General features: G+C 64.4%; 17 protein-coding genes. 7 read left to right on the forward strand and 10 right to left on the reverse strand.

The window, feature by feature from the left end; translation table 11 throughout:
* Positions 1–39: 39 nt before the first annotated feature.
* On the reverse strand, positions 40–930 hold the full coding sequence (locus tag FJ956_RS10965) for a LysR family transcriptional regulator (RefSeq protein WP_140681421.1): 891 nt from the start codon (positions 928–930) through the stop codon (positions 40–42).
* Between the two features lie 97 nt (positions 931–1,027).
* On the opposite strand from FJ956_RS10965, the gene FJ956_RS10970 reads away from it, so the two are divergent.
* Positions 1,028–2,023: an aldo/keto reductase gene (locus tag FJ956_RS10970; protein ID WP_140681419.1), complete on the forward strand. Its 996-nt coding sequence runs from the start codon at positions 1,028–1,030 to the stop codon at positions 2,021–2,023.
* Between the two features lie 96 nt (positions 2,024–2,119).
* Here the strand turns inward: FJ956_RS10970 and FJ956_RS10975 are convergent, their stop codons facing one another.
* The 8 genes from FJ956_RS10975 to infC all read right to left on the reverse strand — a co-directional run bounded on the left by FJ956_RS10975 (position 2,120) and on the right by infC (position 9,609).
* Positions 2,120–2,722 carry a nucleotidyltransferase family protein gene (locus tag FJ956_RS10975; protein ID WP_140681417.1) on the reverse strand — a complete coding sequence of 201 codons (603 nt, stop codon included), beginning with the start codon at positions 2,720–2,722 and terminating at the stop codon, positions 2,120–2,122.
* A 47-nt stretch (positions 2,723–2,769) separates the two neighbouring features.
* Entirely contained in the window at positions 2,770–5,178 is a 2,409-nt protein-coding gene (gene pheT, locus FJ956_RS10980; RefSeq protein ID WP_140681415.1) for a phenylalanine--tRNA ligase subunit beta, read from the reverse strand.
* A complete protein-coding gene (locus tag FJ956_RS10985) occupies positions 5,175–5,612 on the reverse strand; it encodes a GFA family protein (RefSeq protein WP_140681413.1) in 438 nt (145 codons plus the stop codon). The genes pheT and FJ956_RS10985 overlap by 4 nt, the downstream gene beginning before the upstream one ends.
* Positions 5,609–6,661 carry a phenylalanine--tRNA ligase subunit alpha gene (pheS, locus tag FJ956_RS10990; protein ID WP_246672166.1) on the reverse strand — a complete coding sequence of 351 codons (1,053 nt, stop codon included), beginning with the start codon at positions 6,659–6,661 and terminating at the stop codon, positions 5,609–5,611. Before pheS ends, FJ956_RS10985 begins: the two co-directional genes overlap by 4 nt.
* Before the next feature lie 188 nt (positions 6,662–6,849).
* Positions 6,850–7,251: a 50S ribosomal protein L20 gene (rplT, locus tag FJ956_RS10995; protein WP_042637600.1), complete on the reverse strand. Its 402-nt coding sequence runs from the start codon at positions 7,249–7,251 to the stop codon at positions 6,850–6,852.
* A 91-nt stretch (positions 7,252–7,342) separates the two neighbouring features.
* The gene (gene rpmI, locus FJ956_RS11000) at positions 7,343–7,546 is read right to left on the reverse strand and encodes a 50S ribosomal protein L35 (protein ID WP_027166935.1); all 204 of its coding nucleotides are present in this window, start codon (positions 7,544–7,546) and stop codon (positions 7,343–7,345) included.
* Between the two features lie 691 nt (positions 7,547–8,237).
* Complete coding sequence (locus FJ956_RS11005; protein ID WP_140674231.1) at positions 8,238–8,885, reverse strand: isoprenylcysteine carboxylmethyltransferase family protein; 648 nt, start codon at positions 8,883–8,885, stop codon at positions 8,238–8,240.
* Positions 8,886–9,072: 187 nt separating this feature from the next.
* A complete protein-coding gene (gene infC, locus FJ956_RS11010) occupies positions 9,073–9,609 on the reverse strand; it encodes a translation initiation factor IF-3 (RefSeq protein WP_095767981.1) in 537 nt (178 codons plus the stop codon).
* A gap of 214 nt (positions 9,610–9,823) precedes the next feature.
* Here infC and FJ956_RS11015 point away from each other — a divergent pair, with 214 nt between their 5' ends.
* The 4 genes from FJ956_RS11015 to FJ956_RS11030 all read left to right on the forward strand — a co-directional run bounded on the left by FJ956_RS11015 (position 9,824) and on the right by FJ956_RS11030 (position 13,216).
* On the forward strand, positions 9,824–10,594 hold the full coding sequence (locus tag FJ956_RS11015; protein WP_140674232.1) for an alpha/beta hydrolase: 771 nt from the start codon (positions 9,824–9,826) through the stop codon (positions 10,592–10,594).
* A gap of 3 nt (positions 10,595–10,597) precedes the next feature.
* A complete protein-coding gene (locus FJ956_RS11020; protein ID WP_140674234.1) occupies positions 10,598–11,740 on the forward strand; it encodes a benzoate/H(+) symporter BenE family transporter in 1,143 nt (380 codons plus the stop codon).
* 116 nt (positions 11,741–11,856) lie between these two features.
* Positions 11,857–12,336 carry a DUF2852 domain-containing protein gene (locus FJ956_RS11025; protein ID WP_140674236.1) on the forward strand — a complete coding sequence of 160 codons (480 nt, stop codon included), beginning with the start codon at positions 11,857–11,859 and terminating at the stop codon, positions 12,334–12,336.
* 121 nt (positions 12,337–12,457) lie between these two features.
* Positions 12,458–13,216: a M48 family metallopeptidase gene (locus FJ956_RS11030; RefSeq protein WP_140674238.1), complete on the forward strand. Its 759-nt coding sequence runs from the start codon at positions 12,458–12,460 to the stop codon at positions 13,214–13,216.
* A 300-nt stretch (positions 13,217–13,516) separates the two neighbouring features.
* Here FJ956_RS11030 and FJ956_RS11035 read toward each other — a convergent pair whose 3' ends face one another.
* Complete coding sequence (locus tag FJ956_RS11035; protein ID WP_140674240.1) at positions 13,517–13,732, reverse strand: hypothetical protein; 216 nt, start codon at positions 13,730–13,732, stop codon at positions 13,517–13,519.
* Positions 13,733–13,842: 110 nt separating this feature from the next.
* Between FJ956_RS11035 and FJ956_RS11040 the strand changes: the two genes are divergently transcribed.
* Both FJ956_RS11040 and trpB read left to right on the forward strand, forming a co-directional pair.
* The gene (locus FJ956_RS11040; protein WP_140674410.1) at positions 13,843–14,502 is read left to right on the forward strand and encodes a phosphoribosylanthranilate isomerase; all 660 of its coding nucleotides are present in this window, start codon (positions 13,843–13,845) and stop codon (positions 14,500–14,502) included.
* A 26-nt stretch (positions 14,503–14,528) separates the two neighbouring features.
* Positions 14,529–15,749 carry a tryptophan synthase subunit beta gene (gene trpB / locus FJ956_RS11045; RefSeq protein WP_140674242.1) on the forward strand — a complete coding sequence of 407 codons (1,221 nt, stop codon included), beginning with the start codon at positions 14,529–14,531 and terminating at the stop codon, positions 15,747–15,749.
* Positions 15,750–15,751: the final 2 nt, after the last annotated feature.

Raw genomic sequence — 15,751 nt, forward strand, 5'->3', positions numbered from 1 at the left:
TGTGGGGAGGGTCGATCCGCATAGCGGATCGGGGTGGGGCTATCCGCTCACCTTGAAGAAATCCACGAACGCCCTCAGCGCCGGCCGCATCTGCCTGCGGCTCGGATAGTAGACGAAGAAGCCCTCGAAGGACGGGCACCAGTCCTCCAGCACGCGGATCAGCCTGCCGTCGGCGAGCGGCGCCCGCACATAGGGTTCGAAGACGAAGGCAAGCCCGGCGCCGTCGACCGCCGCCTGGGCGATCAGATGATCCTCGTCGAGGATCAGCGGCCCCTCGGCCGCGATCTCGATTTCCTCGCCGTCCTTTTCGAACTCCCAGCGGTAGAGGATGCCGCTGGAGAAACGGAAGCGGATGCAGCGGTGACCGGCGAGCTCGCGCGGATGGCGCGGCTTCGGCATAAAAGCGAAATAGGACGGCGCGGCGACCACCGCGCCGCGGATATTCGGCCCGATGCGCACCGCGATCATGTCGCGCTGCAGGCTTTCGCCGAGCCGCACGCCGGCGTCGAAGCCGCCTTCGACCACATCGGTGAAGCGATCCTCGATGACGATCTCCAGCACGATGTCGGGATAGGCGGCGGCAAAGGCGCCGAGCCGCGGCGTCAGCACCAGATGCGCGGCGGTGCGCGGCACGCTGAGCCGCAGATTGCCAGCCGGCCGGTCGCGCGCCTCGACCGCCGTCTCCAGCGCCAGGTCGATCTCCGACAACGCCGGCCGCAGCCGTTCGAGCAACTGCGCGCCTTCCTCGGTCGGCGCGACGCTGCGCGTGCTGCGCGCCAGCAGCCGCACGCCGAGCCGTGCTTCCAGGCTCGACACGGCATGGCTGACCGCCGACGGCGCGATGCCGAGCTCGCGCGCCGCGCGGCGGAAGCTGGCGCATTGGGCGACGGTGGCGAGCACGGCGAGCTGGGAGAGGTTGGTGCGGTTCATTGTTCTATTTTATAGAGCAAGCCGTGCGAAAGAGAACTGATTATCGAACGGAGTACAAGGCGCTATTCTCTCCCTCATCGCAACAAGGAGACGCGTGATGAAAACCCGCAAGCTCGGAACTGAACTCGAAGTCTTCCCCGTCGGCCTCGGCTGCATGGGCATGAGCTTCGGCTATGGCGGCCAGCCGGAGGCGGAAGCCATCGCCACGCTGCGCCGCGCCGTCGAGATCGGCGTGACCTTCTTCGACACCGCGGAAGTCTATGGTCCGTTCGAGAACGAGATCCTGCTCGGCAAGGCGCTGAAGCCGGTGCGCGATCAGGTGACGATCGCCACCAAATTCGGCTTCAAGATTTCCGAGCACGGCTCGGGCATGGACCGCATGATCGGCGTCGATAGTCGTCCTGAGCATGTCAAGGCGGTGGCCGAAGCCTCGCTCAAGCGGCTCAATACCGACGTGCTCGACCTCTACTATCAGCACCGCGTCGACCCCAACGTGCCGATCGAGGACACGGTCGGCGCCATGGCCGAGCTGGTGCGCGAGGGCAAGGTGCGGGCGCTCGGCCTGTCGGAGGTGAGCGGCGCCACGCTGCGCCGGGCGCATGCCGTGCATCCGATCGCCGCGGTGCAGAGCGAATATTCGCTGTGGACCCGCGATCCTGAGGATGAGGTGTTCGATATCTGCCGCGAGCTCGGCATCGGTTTCGTCCCCTACAGCCCGCTCGGCCGCGGTCTGCTCACCGGCACGCTCGACAAACCGGACGCGCTCGGCGCCGCTGACTGGCGCCGCACCCTGCCGCGCTTCCAGGCCGAAGCGATGGCAGCCAACAACGCCGTCATCGCGCTGCTGGAAAAGCTGGCGGCTGAAAAGGGTGTGACATCCGCGCAACTGGCGCTCGCCTGGGTGCTGCATCAGGGCGATTTCATCGTGCCGATCCCCGGCGCAAGGAAGATACGCCATCTGGAGCAGAACATGACGGCGGCCGGCATCGAGCTGAGCGCGGCGGAAGTGGCGGCGATCGGGGATGCGCTGTCGCCGGACAAGGTCGTCGGCAAGCGCTATACCGAGGAATTGCTGGCGCTGGTGAATGGGTGAGCATAAGGGCGCTTAGGCGCCCTTTGTTGAGAGGTTGGCGCGAGGCCCCCCTCTCTGTCCGGCAGGACAGAGAGGGGGGTCTCGCGCCGACGTTTCCTACCAAGCCACCACACTAATCTCCGGCCAGTACGCCTGCGCCCTTTTCCCCTTGGCTTCATGCGTCCGCTGATTATCCAGCACCCGGTTCGGCGTGATCCGAAACGAAAAAAGATCGTCCAACCCGAACGGCGCCACCAGCTCCAGCGCTCCGTCCCGTCCGAACCGCACCCCGACCGCATGCGTCTTCGAAGCAAAATAGCTCACCGATTCGCTCGCGCTCGTGTACCTCGGACATTCCTGCCCGAACTTGACCGGATACCACAGATGCACCCGCGCCTGGTTGCGCACCTCGACCGGCAGCGACAGTCCCTCGAAATGCTGCGCCGCCCGGCGGATCACCGCATCTTCTGCCTCGTAGGAAAGGTCGGCATCGTCGAAATAGAACAGGTCGACATCCTTGATGCCGTATCCAGGCGGCTTGCCGGTCAGATGGTTCCAGACGCTGTTGTAGAGAGCGCCGGAAACCACCAGCCAATCCGGCAGCGCAAGCTGGCGCACCCGCGCCAGCGTCTCGCTGAGCAGCGGGTCGGCCGCAACGATCCTCAGGAACGCTGCGCGCTGTTCTTCAAAAGGCAGGCCGGAATAGCGGAGATGGTGCATCACCCTTTGGAGGGCGATTCGCCATGCTCGGGCAATCCCAGAAAGCGTTAAGCCCTCAGCACGCCGCCCGTCTGCTTGTTGACGTTGTCGACGATGCGCTTGGCCAGCGCCTCGAAATCCTCGTCGGTCAGCGTCTTTTCGACAGGCTGGATCGACACCTCGATGGCGATCGACTTCTTGGCCGCCCCCAGCGAGGCGCCTTCGAAGACGTCGAACACCGAAACGCCGGTGACCAGCTTCTTGTCGGCGGCTAAAGCCGCCCGCACCAGCGTGCCGGCCTCGACCGTCCGGTCGACGACGAAGGCGAAATCGCGCTTCACCGCCTGGAAGGGCGACAGCTCCAGCTTCGGCTTGGTGCGCGTCGGCTTGGCCTTCGGCTCCGGCACGGCGTCGACGAACACCTCGAAGCCGCAGAGCGGACCCGACACGTCCAGCCCGTCCAGCGTCCTCGGATGGAATTCGCCGAAGGTGCCGAGCACCGTCTTGGGGCCGAGCTTGATCGTGCCGGAACGCCCCGGATGATACCAGGCCGGGCCGCCGGGCTCGATCTGCAGCCGGTCGACCGGCGCGCCGCAGGCTTCCAGCGCCGCGATCGCGTCCGCCTTGGCGTCGAACACGCCGACCGGTCCGGCATTGCCGGCCCAGCTGCGGCCCGAGCCGTCGAGCTTGGCGGTGCCGCGCCGCACGCCGGCGGCGACGCGGCGCTGCTGGTCGGCCAAGTCGCCCTCATAGGTGCCGGAGACCTCGAACAGCGCCACGTCGCCGATGCCGCGGTCGGCATTGCGTTGCGCGGCCGCGATCAGCCCCGGCAGCAGCGAGGGCCGCATGTCGGACATGTCGGCGGCGATCGGGTTGGCGAGCTTGAGCGCAGCCTGGCCGCCACCGAACAGCTCGGCGTGCTTTGCCGGGATGAACGACCAGGTGACGGCCTCCATCATGCCGCGCACGGCCAGCGCGCGCTTGGCCGAACGGGTGCGCACCTGCAGCGTGGTCAGGATCTTGCCGTTGACCGCGTCATGCGAGGTCAGCGGCTGCGGTGCGATGTTGTCGACACCATAGATGCGCATCACCTCTTCGACGAGATCGGCCTTGCCGTCGACATCCGGCCGCCAGGACGGCACCTCCACCTTGACGACGTCGCTCAGTCCTTTCGGCTCGAAGCCGAGCCGGGTCAGAATGCCGAGGGCTTCTTCCCGCGGCACCTCGATGCCGGTCAGCCGCTTCACTTCCGAAAGCGGGAAGGAGACGATCTTCGGCTTGTGGCCGGTATAGCCGGCCACCTCGATTTCAGAAGGCGTGCCGCCGCAGAAATCGAGCACCAGCTTGGTCGCGAGCTCGACGCCCGGCACCATGAATTCCGGGTCTACGCCGCGCTCGAAGCGGTAGCGCGCATCGGTGATGATGCCGAGCGCGCGGCCGGTCCGCGCGGTGGCGATCGGGTCCCAGAGCGCCGATTCGATCAGCACGTCGGTGGTGTTCTCGTCGCAGCCCGAATGCTCGCCGCCCATGATGCCGGCGATCGATTCGACGCCATTGTCGTCGGCGATCACGCACATCTCCGGCGTCAGCGTGTATTCGCGCCCGTCGAGCGCCAGCACCGTCTCGCCGTCCTTCGCGCGGCGCACCACGAGGTTGCCGGCGACCTTCTTCGCATCGAAGACATGCAGCGGCCGGCCCCGGTCGAAGGTGACGTAGTTGGTGATGTCGACCAGCGCGCTGATCGGCCGAAGCCCAATGGCGATCAGCCGCTGCTGCAGCCATTTCGGCGACGGACCGTTCTTGACGCCCTTCACCAGCGCCAGCGCGAAGCCGGGGCAGAGCTCCGGCGCCTCGATCGTGACCTTGACCGGGCACAGGCCTTCGCCGGCATGCGGCATGATCCCGCCGCCCACCAGGCGGCCGAGACCGCTCGCCGCGAGATCGCGCGCGATGCCGTAGACGCTGGTGGCGTCCGGCCGGTTCGGCGTCAGGTTGATCTCGATCACCGGATCGTCGAGATGCGCGTAGGCGGCGAAGCTCGTGCCGACCGGCGCATCCTGCGGCAAATCGATGATGCCGTTATGCTCGTCGGAGATTTCCAGCTCGCGCTCCGAGCACATCATGCCGTGGCTCTCGACGCCGCGGATCTTGCCGACCGAGAGCGTCACGTCGATGCCGGGAACATAGGTGCCGGGCGCCGCGAAGGCGCCGATCAGGCCCGCGCGGGCGTTGGGCGCGCCGCACACGACCTGCACCGGCGGCTTGCCGTCGCCGGTGTCGACGGTCAGCACGCGCAGCCGGTCGGCGTCGGGGTGCTGCACCGCCGTCAGCACCTTGGCGATGACGAAGGGTTTCAGGCCGGCCTTGTCGTCGACATGTTCGACCTCGAGGCCGATCGCGGTCAGCCGCTCGACGATCTCGGCAAGCGAGGCGTCGGTCTCGAGATGGTCCTTGAGCCAGGAGAGGGTGAATTTCATGACTGTGTTCCGTCGGGTCTTTGTTCTTCGGGCCGGGGTACGCTGGTCTTCAGATGCCTGGGCAGGTCGTCCGGCATGTGCAGGAAGGGCAGCTGCTCACGCACATAGGCATGCAGCGTCGGCTTGAAATAAGCCGGCATGTCCATGGCGCCGAGCATGAAATAGATCTGGTTGTCGAGCCGCTTGTCGACATAGGCGATCGGCGAGCCGCAGATGCCGCAGAACGAGCGCTCCACCGGGCCGTTGCGGTAGCTTTTCAGCGATTTGCCGTTGAGCGCGACCTGATCGGCCATGAAGCCGACAAAGGCCGACACCGGCGCGCCCGTCGCGCGCCGGCAATCGCCGCAATGGCAATAGCTGATGTGGTGCGGCTCGGCCGAGGCCTCGAACCGCACCGCGCCGCAGCGGCAACCCCCGGTGTGGGGTGCGGTCATGTCGACAGTCCCCCGAACAGCGTCGGCAGGTCGAGCGGCCGGAAGCCGTAGTGCGCCAGCCAGCGCACGTCGGCGTCGAAGAAGGCGCGCAGGTCCGGCATGCCGTATTTCAGCATGGCGATGCGGTCGATGCCCATGCCCCAGGCAAAGCCCTGATATTCGTCGGGATCGAGCCCGCCGGCACGCAGCACGTTGGGGTGGACCATGCCGCAGCCCAGGATCTCCATCCAGTCGGAGCCCTCGCCGAAGCGCACTTCGCCTGGACGCGAGCGGTCGCACTGGATGTCGACCTCGAGGCTGGGCTCGGTGAACGGGAAGAAGGACGGGCGGAAGCGCATCTTGACCGACGGCACCTCGAAGAAGGCCTTGCAGAACTCCTCCAGCACCCACTTCATGTTGGCGACGTTGGCTGAGTTGTCGACCACCAGCCCCTCGACCTGGTGGAACATCGGCGAGTGCGTGGCGTCCGAATCCTGCCGGTAGGTCTTGCCGGGGATGACGATGCGGATCGGCGGCTTCTGCCGCTCCATGGTGCGGATCTGCACGGGTGAGGTGTGCGTGCGCAACAGCTTGCGCTCGCCCTTCTCGTCCGGCTGGAAGAAGAAGGTGTCGTGCATCTCGCGCGCCGGATGCCCCTCGGGGAAATTCAGCGCGGTGAAATTGTAATAGTCGGTCTCGATGTCCGGCCCTTCGGCGATGGCGAAGCCGAGATCGCCGAAGATCGCCGCGATCTCGTCGATCACCTGGCTGATCGGATGGATGCGGCCGCGCTCGGCCGGCGACTGGCGAACCGGCAGCGTGACGTCGACCTTCTCGGCCTCGAGCCGGGCGGCGATCGCCACATACTTCAGTTCCGCCTTGCGCTGGGTGAGCGCTTCGGTGACGCGGTTCTTCAGGCCGTTGATCGCCGGGCCCTTCACCTGGCGCTCCTCCGCGCTCATGGCTCCCAGCGTCTTCAGCATCTCTGAGACCGAGCCCTTCTTGCCCAGCGCCGAGACTCGCACCGCCTCGATCGCGGTCTCGTCCGCCGCCGAAGCGATTTCGGCCATCAGAGAATTTTCGAGTGTATCAAGGCCTGTATTTGCGTCGTTCACGATCAAAGCTCGCTGCGTTGGAAGTCACGCTAAAACGTGAAAGTCACGTCTAAAGTGAAAGTTCAGGCATAAGAAAAACCCGCGCCAGCCGTGCCAGCGCGGGTTCCCCAAATCAGTACTAAAAATGCTTGGGAAGCGCTGGCTTAGGCGACAGCGCTCTCAAAAGCATTCGGCGTGGTGTTCTTCAGGTATTCGAGCGCGACCTTGGCCTTGGCGACCAGCGCGGCGAAAGCCTGCGGCTCGTGGATGGCCATGTCCGAAAGAACCTTGCGGTCGATCTCGATGCCGGCCTTGTTGAGGCCGTCGATGAAGCGGCCATAGGTCAGGCCGTGCTCGTGCGTCGCGGCGTTGATGCGCTGGATCCACAACGCGCGGAACGAGCGCTTGCGGTTCTTGCGGTCGCGGTAGGCGTACTGCAGCGACTTTTCCACCGCCTGCTTGGCGATGCGGATGGTGTTCTTGCGGCGGCCATAGAAACCCTTGGCAGCCTTCAAAACCTTCTTGTGCTTGGCGTGGGCGGTGACGCCTCTCTTTACGCGTGCCATGTCATGATCTCCTTAAAAAGCAATTCCAGGAAAAGTGTCGAGCGGTTTTCCGTTCGGAATTGCGTCAAACAAATGCGTCCAGGCCGAATGCTCAGAGGCCGTTCGGCAGAAAATTCTTGATGACCTTCTTGCCGTCCGGTTCAGCCAGAACCATCGTGCCGCGGGCATCGCGAATGAACTTGTTGGAACGCTTGATCATGCCGTGGCGCTTGCCGGCGGCAGCCGACAGCACCTTGCCGGTGGCAGTAATCTTGAACCGCTTCTTGGCGGCCGATTTGGTCTTCATCTTGGGCATTTTGCTACTCCGTATTGGTGGCGCACCATCGCGCTTCTTGTCTCGCTTCAGGCCGACCAAAGCCCGAAAAGCAAATGAAACCGCCACGGCATGCCCTGCCGGGCGGTTTTCGTTTTTTGCTCTGCGTATCGTGCTTTCCGTAAATCAAAGATGATTTCCGGGCCGATACGCGGAACGGCGGTCCTATAGATCAAAGACGGCCTGTACGCAACACCTCATAGGGGTTCCCCACTCTGTTCCGACCGCACAAGGCAGCCGCTGCCAGGAGCGGGTTGGGGTTCAGACCAGACTAGCATCACCTGAATATCAATACGCTCAACACAGGGATTTTGAACGATTGTAGGCTTGTCGGCGGGCAAGATTATCCACGTCCGTTGCGGTAGCCAGCGCAAACGCTGGCGATGAGTTGAAGCTCCCCAACCTCGTCATTCTAGGGCGGAGCAAGGAGCGAAGCGACGCGCGCAGACCCTAGAATCCATGCCGTTACCTCGATCGAAGTGTGCAACGGTGCAGAATTCTGGACCGCCGCGGCGCTTCCAAGTCACGGCATGGATCCTCGGGTCTGCGCGCGTCGCTTCGCTCCTTGCTCCGCCCGTGGATGACGAAGTGACGAGCGTTTCGGCCAATCTCCAAGGCATGGGATCTGCCAATGCACGCATAGTCAACCGGTCAGAACTTCTGTGCTAGAGACCTAAGGCAGCGTGAACCACACCGGCAACATCCCCGACTGCTGCATGCCGTCAATCAACTCGAAGGCCGGCAGCGCCACCAGGAACACCAGCCCGTCGAGCAGCGTGTTCAAGAGCAGGCGGGGCTTGAAGCTGCCGGTATCGCCTTCCTGGTAGAGCGCAAGGTTGGGGAAGAAGCGCGGCACCTTGGCCAGATAGGCTTGGTAGGGCGCGCCGAGCAGTTCCTTCAGGTAACGCTCCTCGCGCAGGATGACGATGTGGAAGGCGCCAGCGCAGAGCAGCGAAAACAGGATGATGCCGCTGAACGAGCCGATCTGCGCGCCGACGCCGGCGGCGGCGACCGTCGAAAACAGATAGAGCGGGTTGCGGGTGATCGAATAAGGCCCGCCGGTGACCACTTCGGCCGACTTGCGCCCGCCAATATAGAGCGTCGACCACAGCCGTCCGACAATGCCGAGGAAGATCAAGAGAACGCCGAACATCTCGATCGACTCGTGCATCGAGGTCTCGGGCGGAAAGCTCGATTGGCCGAACAGCAATGCGCAGAACAGCACCACGATCAGCACCGCCAGCACGATCCGGCGCATGTGCTGATAGCCGCCAAGGCCTTCTGTTTGCCCGGCGGGCTGGGACTTCACTTCATCGGCCATGGCGAAACCCGATCGTCGATTGGCTCGCGATCGAGGAACTTGATCGTCGAGATTTACACGCGATCGACAACTCGATCGTCGATTTGCTCCCGATCGGTTACCCGATCGCGAGTTTGAGAGCGATCGGATAGAAAAACAGGCGCCCCGCCGATCGTCGGGACGCCTTGCACCATGATTTTGGCGGGATTTAGCGCGGCGCCAGAACCATCATCATCTGGCGGCCTTCGAGCTTCGGCTCCGCCTCGACCTTGGCGATCGTCGCAACTTCCTCGCGCACCTTGTTCAGAAGCTGCATGCCGAGTTCCATATGCGCCATCTCGCGGCCGCGGAAGCGCAGCGTCAGCTTGACCTTGTCGCCTTCCTCGAAGAAGCGCCGCACGGCCTTCATCTTGGTCTCGTAATCATGGCTGTCGATGTTCGGGCGCATCTTGATCTCCTTGATCTCGATGACCTTCTGGTTCTTGCGCGCTTCGGCCGCCTTCTTCTGGTTGGCGTATTTCAGCTTGCCGAGATCGAGGATCTTGACGACGGGCGGCACCGCGTTGGGCGATATCTCGACCAGATCGAGCCCGGCCTCTTCGGCCAGCAGCAATGCGTCGTTGATGGAAACATCGCCTCGGTTCTGGCCGTCGGCATCGATAAGCTGGACCCGGGGCACCCGGATGTCTCGGTTGGAGCGCGGCCCGTCCTTGGTGGGTGCCGCTGCTTTGAAAGGTCTGCGAATGGTCGTGGTCTCCTCGGCCGTTTCGTTCTGGGTTCTTTAGACAAAAAATAGGTGGACGCGCCTATGTGGGGAGCGCGGGGCGTGAGTCAATAGCATAGCCCCGCCGGAAAATCACCTGCTGCCTGGTAATTGTCTGCACCAAGCAAAGAAACGCCGCGAGCACTTTTCGTTGAACCACCGCCTGTGCCAAAAGACCGGCGGGAAGGACAAGCTCATGGCCGCCAGCGCTCCGGTTTTCATCGATGTGGACGGATCGGACATCGCCGTCAGGCAGGCGCCTGGCGCGGCGCCCGGCGTGGTCTGGCTCGGCGGCTACAAGTCCGACATGCTGGGCACGAAGGCGCAGACGCTTGCCGCCTGGGCCGCTCGCGAGGGCCGTGCCTGTCTGCGCCACGACTATTCCGGCCATGGCGAGTCGGGCGGCGCGTTCGCCGACGGCACGATCTCCAGATGGCTGGCCGAGAGCCTTGCCGTCTTTCGCCGGTTCAGCCAGGGCAAGCAGATCTTGGTCGGCTCCTCGATGGGGGCGTGGATCGCGCTGCGCATGGCGCAGGAGCTGCGCAAGGCGGGCGACACAAGGGTTGCCGGCCTGGTTCTGCTCGCCCCGGCGCCGGATTTCACCGTCGAGCTGATCGAGCCGGTGTTGACCGACGCGCAACGGCAGGATCTGAAGGAAAAAGGCTTCTTCGCCGAGCCGTCCGACTATTCGGACGAGCCTTATATCTACACGCGCGCGCTGATCGAGGACGGTCGCGCCAACCGGGTGATGACCGGGCCGATCGACACCCATTGCCCGGTCCACATCCTGCAGGGCCTGGCCGATCCGGACGTGCCGTCCGGCCATGCCTTGAAGCTCGCATCCATGCTGCCCGCCGACGATGTGACGCTGTCGCTGATCCCGGACGGCGACCATCGCCTGTCCCGCCCCGAGGATCTCGACATGCTCGAGCGGGCCGTCGGCGACATGGTCAAGCGGGCCGCCTGACCGATGCGCATCTCCATCCCGATATCCGCCTTCGTCGCGGCGATCGTCGGCTTCGGCGGCACGCTGGCCCTCGTCATTGCCGCCGCCAAGGCGGTCGGCGCCACGCAGATCGAGACCGCGAGCGGCGTGACCGCGATCTGCCTGGCCATGGTCGTTGAGTGCCTGTGGCTGTCCTGGCGCACCAAGATGCCGGTCATCACCGCCTGGTCGACGCCCGGCCTGGCGCTGATCGGGGCCTCCAGCGGCTTCACCATGCCCCAGGTCGTGGGCGCCTTTATCGTCACCGGCGTCCTTCTGGTCGCCACCGGCCTGTTCAAGCCACTGACCCGGTTTATCGCCAAAATCCCGACCTCGGTCGCTTCCGGCATGCTGGCCGGCATCCTGGTCAGCTTCGCCGTCAACGCGGTGAAGGCCATTCCGGCCGATCCCTGGCTGATCCTGCCTTTGATCGCCGCCTTCTTCGTCATCCGCCTGTTCAATCCGGCTTTATCGGTGCTGGTGGTGCTGATCGGCGGCGGCCTCGCCGCTTTCCTCACCGGTCGCGTCGGCAGCCTGCCGGCGCCGGAACTGTCGACATTGACGCTTATTGCGCCGCAATTCACCGCGTCGGCGGTCATCGGCCTTGCCCTGCCGCTCTATCTGGTCACCATGGCCTCGCAGAACCTGTCCGGTCTCGCGGTGCTGCGCGCCGCGGGCTACCATCCGGAGCCCGGTCCGCTGATCGGCGTCACCGGTTTGTTTTCGCTGCTCTCGGCGCCGTTCGGCGCCGCGACGACCAATCTTGCGGCGATCTCGGCCGCCATCTGCACCGGCCCCGATGTCCATCCCGACCCGGCCGAGCGCTGGAAGACCGGGCCGTTCTACGCGCTCGCCTATCTCATCTTCGCGATCTTCGGCGCCTCGCTGGTGGCGATCTTCGCCGTCCTGCCGCAAAGCCTGATCGTGCTGGTCGCGGGGCTCGCCTTGACGGCGCCCTTGGCCAACGCGCTGTCGATCGCGCTGAAGGACGAGGCCGAACGCATGCCGGCCACCGTCACCTTCGCCGCGACGGCTTCGGGGCTCACGCTCTTCGGCGTCGGCGCCGCATTTTGGGGGCTCGTGGCCGGAATGGCGGTGCTTTTCCTCGAGAAGCTCAAAAAGCGATAATCATTTCAGATGCTTCGCCGGTTTTGGCCGGACTTGCCTTGAATCGCCGATTTCGCCTTCCCATTTCGATTCCACGCAGCCGGTTTGGCTGTCTCCAAAGGAAGGATTGGGAGAAAATGAACACAAGTGCATTGATCCGTCCGGCCTGGACGCCGGCCACCATCGCGCTGATGGTCATCGGCTTCATGGTGTTCTGGCCGCTCGGCTTCGCCATGCTCGCCTACATCATCTGGGGCGACCGGCTCGATGGCTTCAAGCGCGACGTCAACCGCGCCACGGACGGCATCTTCGCCGGCTGCCGCCGCGGTTCCGACAAGGCGGCCCGCTGGGGCCACGGCTCGGCCCGCACCGGCAACGTCGCCTTCGACGACTGGCGCGAGAAGGAACTCGAGCGCCTCGCCGAGGAGCGCCGCAAGCTCGACGAGATGCTGACCGAGTTCGACGACTACGCCCGCGAGCTGCGCCGCGCCAAGGACCAGGACGAGTTCGACCGCTTCATGGCGAACCGCAACAAATCGACCGCGCCGACCACCACCGGCTCGACCGACAAGACCGCTCCCAAGCGCGGCAAGGGCACGACCTTGCTCGACGACTAAGATCCGGCGACAGGTCTTAGGTTGATAAAACGGCGTCGCGCTTAGCGGCGCCGTTTCTTTTTTGTTCTCCATGTGACTTCCCTCCACTGGCCGTTTTTTTCGAATCGCGTATCGTCCAGCCATGACCCTCGGCTTCCTTCGCAACCTGACCAAGCCAAAGCCCACGCCCGTCGTCGAGCGCGAGCATTGCGTAGCCGGCCGTACGCTGCCGCTGAAAATCGTCGAAAGCGCCAGGGCCCGGCGGCTCACGCTGCGCATCGATTCCGGCGGCCAGGGCCTGCGCGTCACCGTTCCGCCCGGCCTGCGTCGGGGCGAGGTGGAGAAATTCCTCGACCGCCACCAGGACTGGCTGGAGCAGCGGCTGGCCAAGGTGCCGACGAGGCCGCAGGTGCGCCCGGGCATCCGGATCCCGATCCGCGGGGTGCCGCACCGCATCGTGCACGAGCCTTCGAGGCGCGGCACCGTCACCGTCGCGCGCGACGATCGCGGCCCGCTCCTGATCGTCCATGGCGAGCGCATCCATTTGCCGCGTCGCATCGGCGATTACCTCAAGCGCGAGGCCAAGAAGGAGATCGAGAAGCTGGTGGTCAAGCACACCGAGGCGATCGGCAAGCGCGCCAAGGCTATAAGGTATAAGGATACCTCCAGCCGCTGGGGGTCATGCACCTCGGAGGGCAATCTCTCCTTCTCGTGGCGCATCATGATGGCGCCGCCGGCGGTGATAAACTACCTTGTGGCGCATGAGGTGGCGCATCTGAAAGAGATGAACCACGGCCCGAAATTCTGGAAACTGTGCGAGAAGCTTTGCCCGGATACCGACCGCTGCAAGGACTGGCTGAAGCGCAACGGCGGCGCGCTGCAGGCGATTGTGTTCGAATAGAGGCGATGGTTGTGCGGGCCACTAGCCCGCAAACGGTGGAGATTGGCCGAGCCACTCGAGCTTCGTCATTCTAGGGCGAAGCAAGGAGCGAAGCGACGCGGCGCAGACCCTAGAATCCATGCCGTGACGTGCGGGCGCCGCAGCGATGCAAAAAGACGCTATATCATTGAACGAAAAAGAGAATATTCTCCGTCGCCGCACCTTTTGGTGGATGTAACGGCATGGATTCTAGGGTCTGCGCGCCGCTTCGCGTCGCTCCGCCCTAGAATGACGAAGGATAGGTGGCGCCCTATGGACCCCTCAATCGTCATTCGCCGCATTCAGCTCTTCCGGTCGCAGCCCTTCCTCCGTGTGCGGCCACGGCAGAAAATCCCGGTCGAACGCGTCGCTACTAAAATACTCCAGGGCCCGGTGCGCTTCGGCGCCGTTGTAGGCGGCCTTGTCCATCAGATGCGCGATCACCTCGCGCGCCTGCGCGATCTTCTGCTTGAGTTCGGCGACGGTCCGGTCGGCCATGTTTATCGTTCTCCCGCCTGTGTTTCCTATATCAACGTAGTGTTTTCCGCAGAACCGGCAACAGCATGCTTTTTCTCGACTCTTTGGCCGTTTCGTGCCAATCCCGCGCCATGACGCTCGACATCAAGATCTGCGGATTGAAGACCGACGCTGCGATGACCGCCGCGCTTGCCGGCGGCGCCAGTCATGTCGGCTTTATTTTCTTCGCCAAGAGCCCGCGCTATGTCGAGCCGGCCGAGGCCGGGCGCCTGCGCGAAGCGGCGCGCGGCAAGGCCAAGGCGGTCGCCGTCACCGTCAATGCCGATGATGCCTTCCTCGACGAGATCGTCGCCAAGATGCAGCCGGACATGCTGCAACTGCATGGTTCGGAGACATCCGAGCGCGTGGCGGAACTGAAGGCCCGCTATGGCCTCCCGGTCATGAAGGCGCTGTCGGTCAGCGAGGCGGCGGATCTCGAGCGGGTAAAACCCTATATTGGCATCGCCGACCGCTTCCTTCTGGATTCCAAGCCGCCGAAGGGCTCGCAGCTGCCGGGCGGCAACGGCGTCGCCTTCGACTGGCGCATCCTCGTCGGCCTTGACGCCGGGCTCGATTACATGCTTTCCGGTGGGCTCAACGCCGCCAATATCGGCGATGCCCTGAGACAGGCCAATCCGCCCGGAATAGACGTTTCGTCCGGCGTGGAAAGCGCTCCGGGCGTCAAGGATCCGGCGCTGATCGAGCAGTTTTTCCGGGCCGTCAGGGCCGCGCGCGACGACCGCGCCGCCTGAATACAATTCACATTAGGAGATCGGCGATGAACAAGCCGGCAATGCCCAATTCCTTCCGCACCGGACCCGACGAGCAGGGCATGTTCGGCATTTTCGGCGGCCGCTTCGTCGCCGAGACGCTGATGCCGCTGATCCTCGATCTGGAGGAGCAGTGGAACAAGGCCAAGACCGATCCGGAGTTCAAGGCCGAGCTGCAGAACCTCTCCACCCATTATGCCGGGCGGCCGTCAAAACTTTATTTCGCCGAGGGCCTTACAAAGCATCTCGGCGGCGCAAAAGTCTATTTCAAGCGCGAGGACCTGAACCACACCGGCTCGCACAAGATCAACAACTGCCTCGGCCAGATCCTGCTCGCCAAGCGCATGGGCAAGAAGCGCATCATCGCCGAGACCGGCGCCGGCCAGCATGGCGTCGCCTCGGCCACCGTCGCGGCGCGCTTCGGCTATCCCTGCGTCGTCTACATGGGCGCCACCGACGTCGCCCGCCAGAGCCCGAATGTCTTCCGCATGAAGCTGCTCGGCGCCGAGGTGCGGCCGGTCACCGCCGGCCACGGCACGCTGAAGGACGCCATGAACGAGGCCCTGCGCGACTGGGTCACCAATGTCGAGGACACCTATTACCTGATCGGCACCGCTGCCGGCCCGCATCCCTATCCGGAACTGGTGCGCGACTTCCAGTCGGTGATCGGAACGGAAGCCCGCGCCCAGATTCTGGAGCAGGAAGGCCGGCTGCCGGACGTGATCATCGCCGCCGTCGGCGGCGGCTCCAACGCCATCGGCCTGTTCCATCCCTTCCTCGACGACAAGGACGTCCGCATCATCGGCATCGAGGCCGGCGGGCGCGGTCTCGACGGCATCGAGCACTGCGCCTCGATGAATGCCGGCAAGCCAGGCGTGCTGCACGGCAACCGCACCTATCTGTTGCAGGACGCGGACGGCCAGATCCTCGACGGCCACTCGATCTCGGCCGGCCTCGACTATCCGGGCGTCGGTCCGGAACATTCCTGGCTGCGCGATTCCGGCCGCGTCCAGTATGAGCCGATCCTCGACGACGAGGCGTTGGAAGCCTTCCAGCTCACCACCCGCGTCGAAGGTATCATCCCGGCGCTGGAATCGGCGCATGCCATCGCGCATGCGATGAAGATCGTGCCCAAGATGGACAAGGACCAGATCGTCATCGTCAATCTGTCCGGCCGCGGCGACAAGGACGTGCACACGGTGGCGAACATGCTGGGCATGGAGATCTGATG

Source organism: Mesorhizobium sp. B2-4-3 (assembly GCF_006442815.1).
Classification (GTDB): domain Bacteria; phylum Pseudomonadota; class Alphaproteobacteria; order Rhizobiales; family Rhizobiaceae; genus Mesorhizobium.

Excerpts from the sequence above, each read along its gene's own strand:
- FJ956_RS10965 (WP_140681421.1), bottom strand. The coding sequence starts at position 930 with ATGAACCGCACCAACCTCTCCCAGCTCGCCGTGCTCGCCACCGTCGCC.
- FJ956_RS10970 (WP_140681419.1), top strand. The coding sequence starts at position 1,028 with ATGAAAACCCGCAAGCTCGGAACTGAACTCGAAGTCTTCCCCGTCGGC.
- FJ956_RS10975 (WP_140681417.1), bottom strand. The coding sequence starts at position 2,722 with ATGCACCATCTCCGCTATTCCGGCCTGCCTTTTGAAGAACAGCGCGCA.
- pheT (WP_140681415.1), bottom strand. The coding sequence starts at position 5,178 with ATGAAATTCACCCTCTCCTGGCTCAAGGACCATCTCGAGACCGACGCC.
- FJ956_RS10985 (WP_140681413.1), bottom strand. The coding sequence starts at position 5,612 with ATGACCGCACCCCACACCGGGGGTTGCCGCTGCGGCGCGGTGCGGTTC.
- pheS (WP_246672166.1), bottom strand. The coding sequence starts at position 6,661 with ATGGCCGAAATCGCTTCGGCGGCGGACGAGACCGCGATCGAGGCGGTG.
- rplT (WP_042637600.1), bottom strand. The coding sequence starts at position 7,251 with ATGGCACGCGTAAAGAGAGGCGTCACCGCCCACGCCAAGCACAAGAAG.
- rpmI (WP_027166935.1), bottom strand. The coding sequence starts at position 7,546 with ATGCCCAAGATGAAGACCAAATCGGCCGCCAAGAAGCGGTTCAAGATT.
- FJ956_RS11005 (WP_140674231.1), bottom strand. The coding sequence starts at position 8,885 with ATGGCCGATGAAGTGAAGTCCCAGCCCGCCGGGCAAACAGAAGGCCTT.
- FJ956_RS11015 (WP_140674232.1), top strand. The coding sequence starts at position 9,824 with ATGGCCGCCAGCGCTCCGGTTTTCATCGATGTGGACGGATCGGACATC.
- FJ956_RS11020 (WP_140674234.1), top strand. The coding sequence starts at position 10,598 with ATGCGCATCTCCATCCCGATATCCGCCTTCGTCGCGGCGATCGTCGGC.
- FJ956_RS11025 (WP_140674236.1), top strand. The coding sequence starts at position 11,857 with ATGAACACAAGTGCATTGATCCGTCCGGCCTGGACGCCGGCCACCATC.
- FJ956_RS11030 (WP_140674238.1), top strand. The coding sequence starts at position 12,458 with ATGACCCTCGGCTTCCTTCGCAACCTGACCAAGCCAAAGCCCACGCCC.
- FJ956_RS11035 (WP_140674240.1), bottom strand. The coding sequence starts at position 13,732 with ATGGCCGACCGGACCGTCGCCGAACTCAAGCAGAAGATCGCGCAGGCG.
- FJ956_RS11040 (WP_140674410.1), top strand. The coding sequence starts at position 13,843 with ATGACGCTCGACATCAAGATCTGCGGATTGAAGACCGACGCTGCGATG.
- trpB (WP_140674242.1), top strand. The coding sequence starts at position 14,529 with ATGAACAAGCCGGCAATGCCCAATTCCTTCCGCACCGGACCCGACGAG.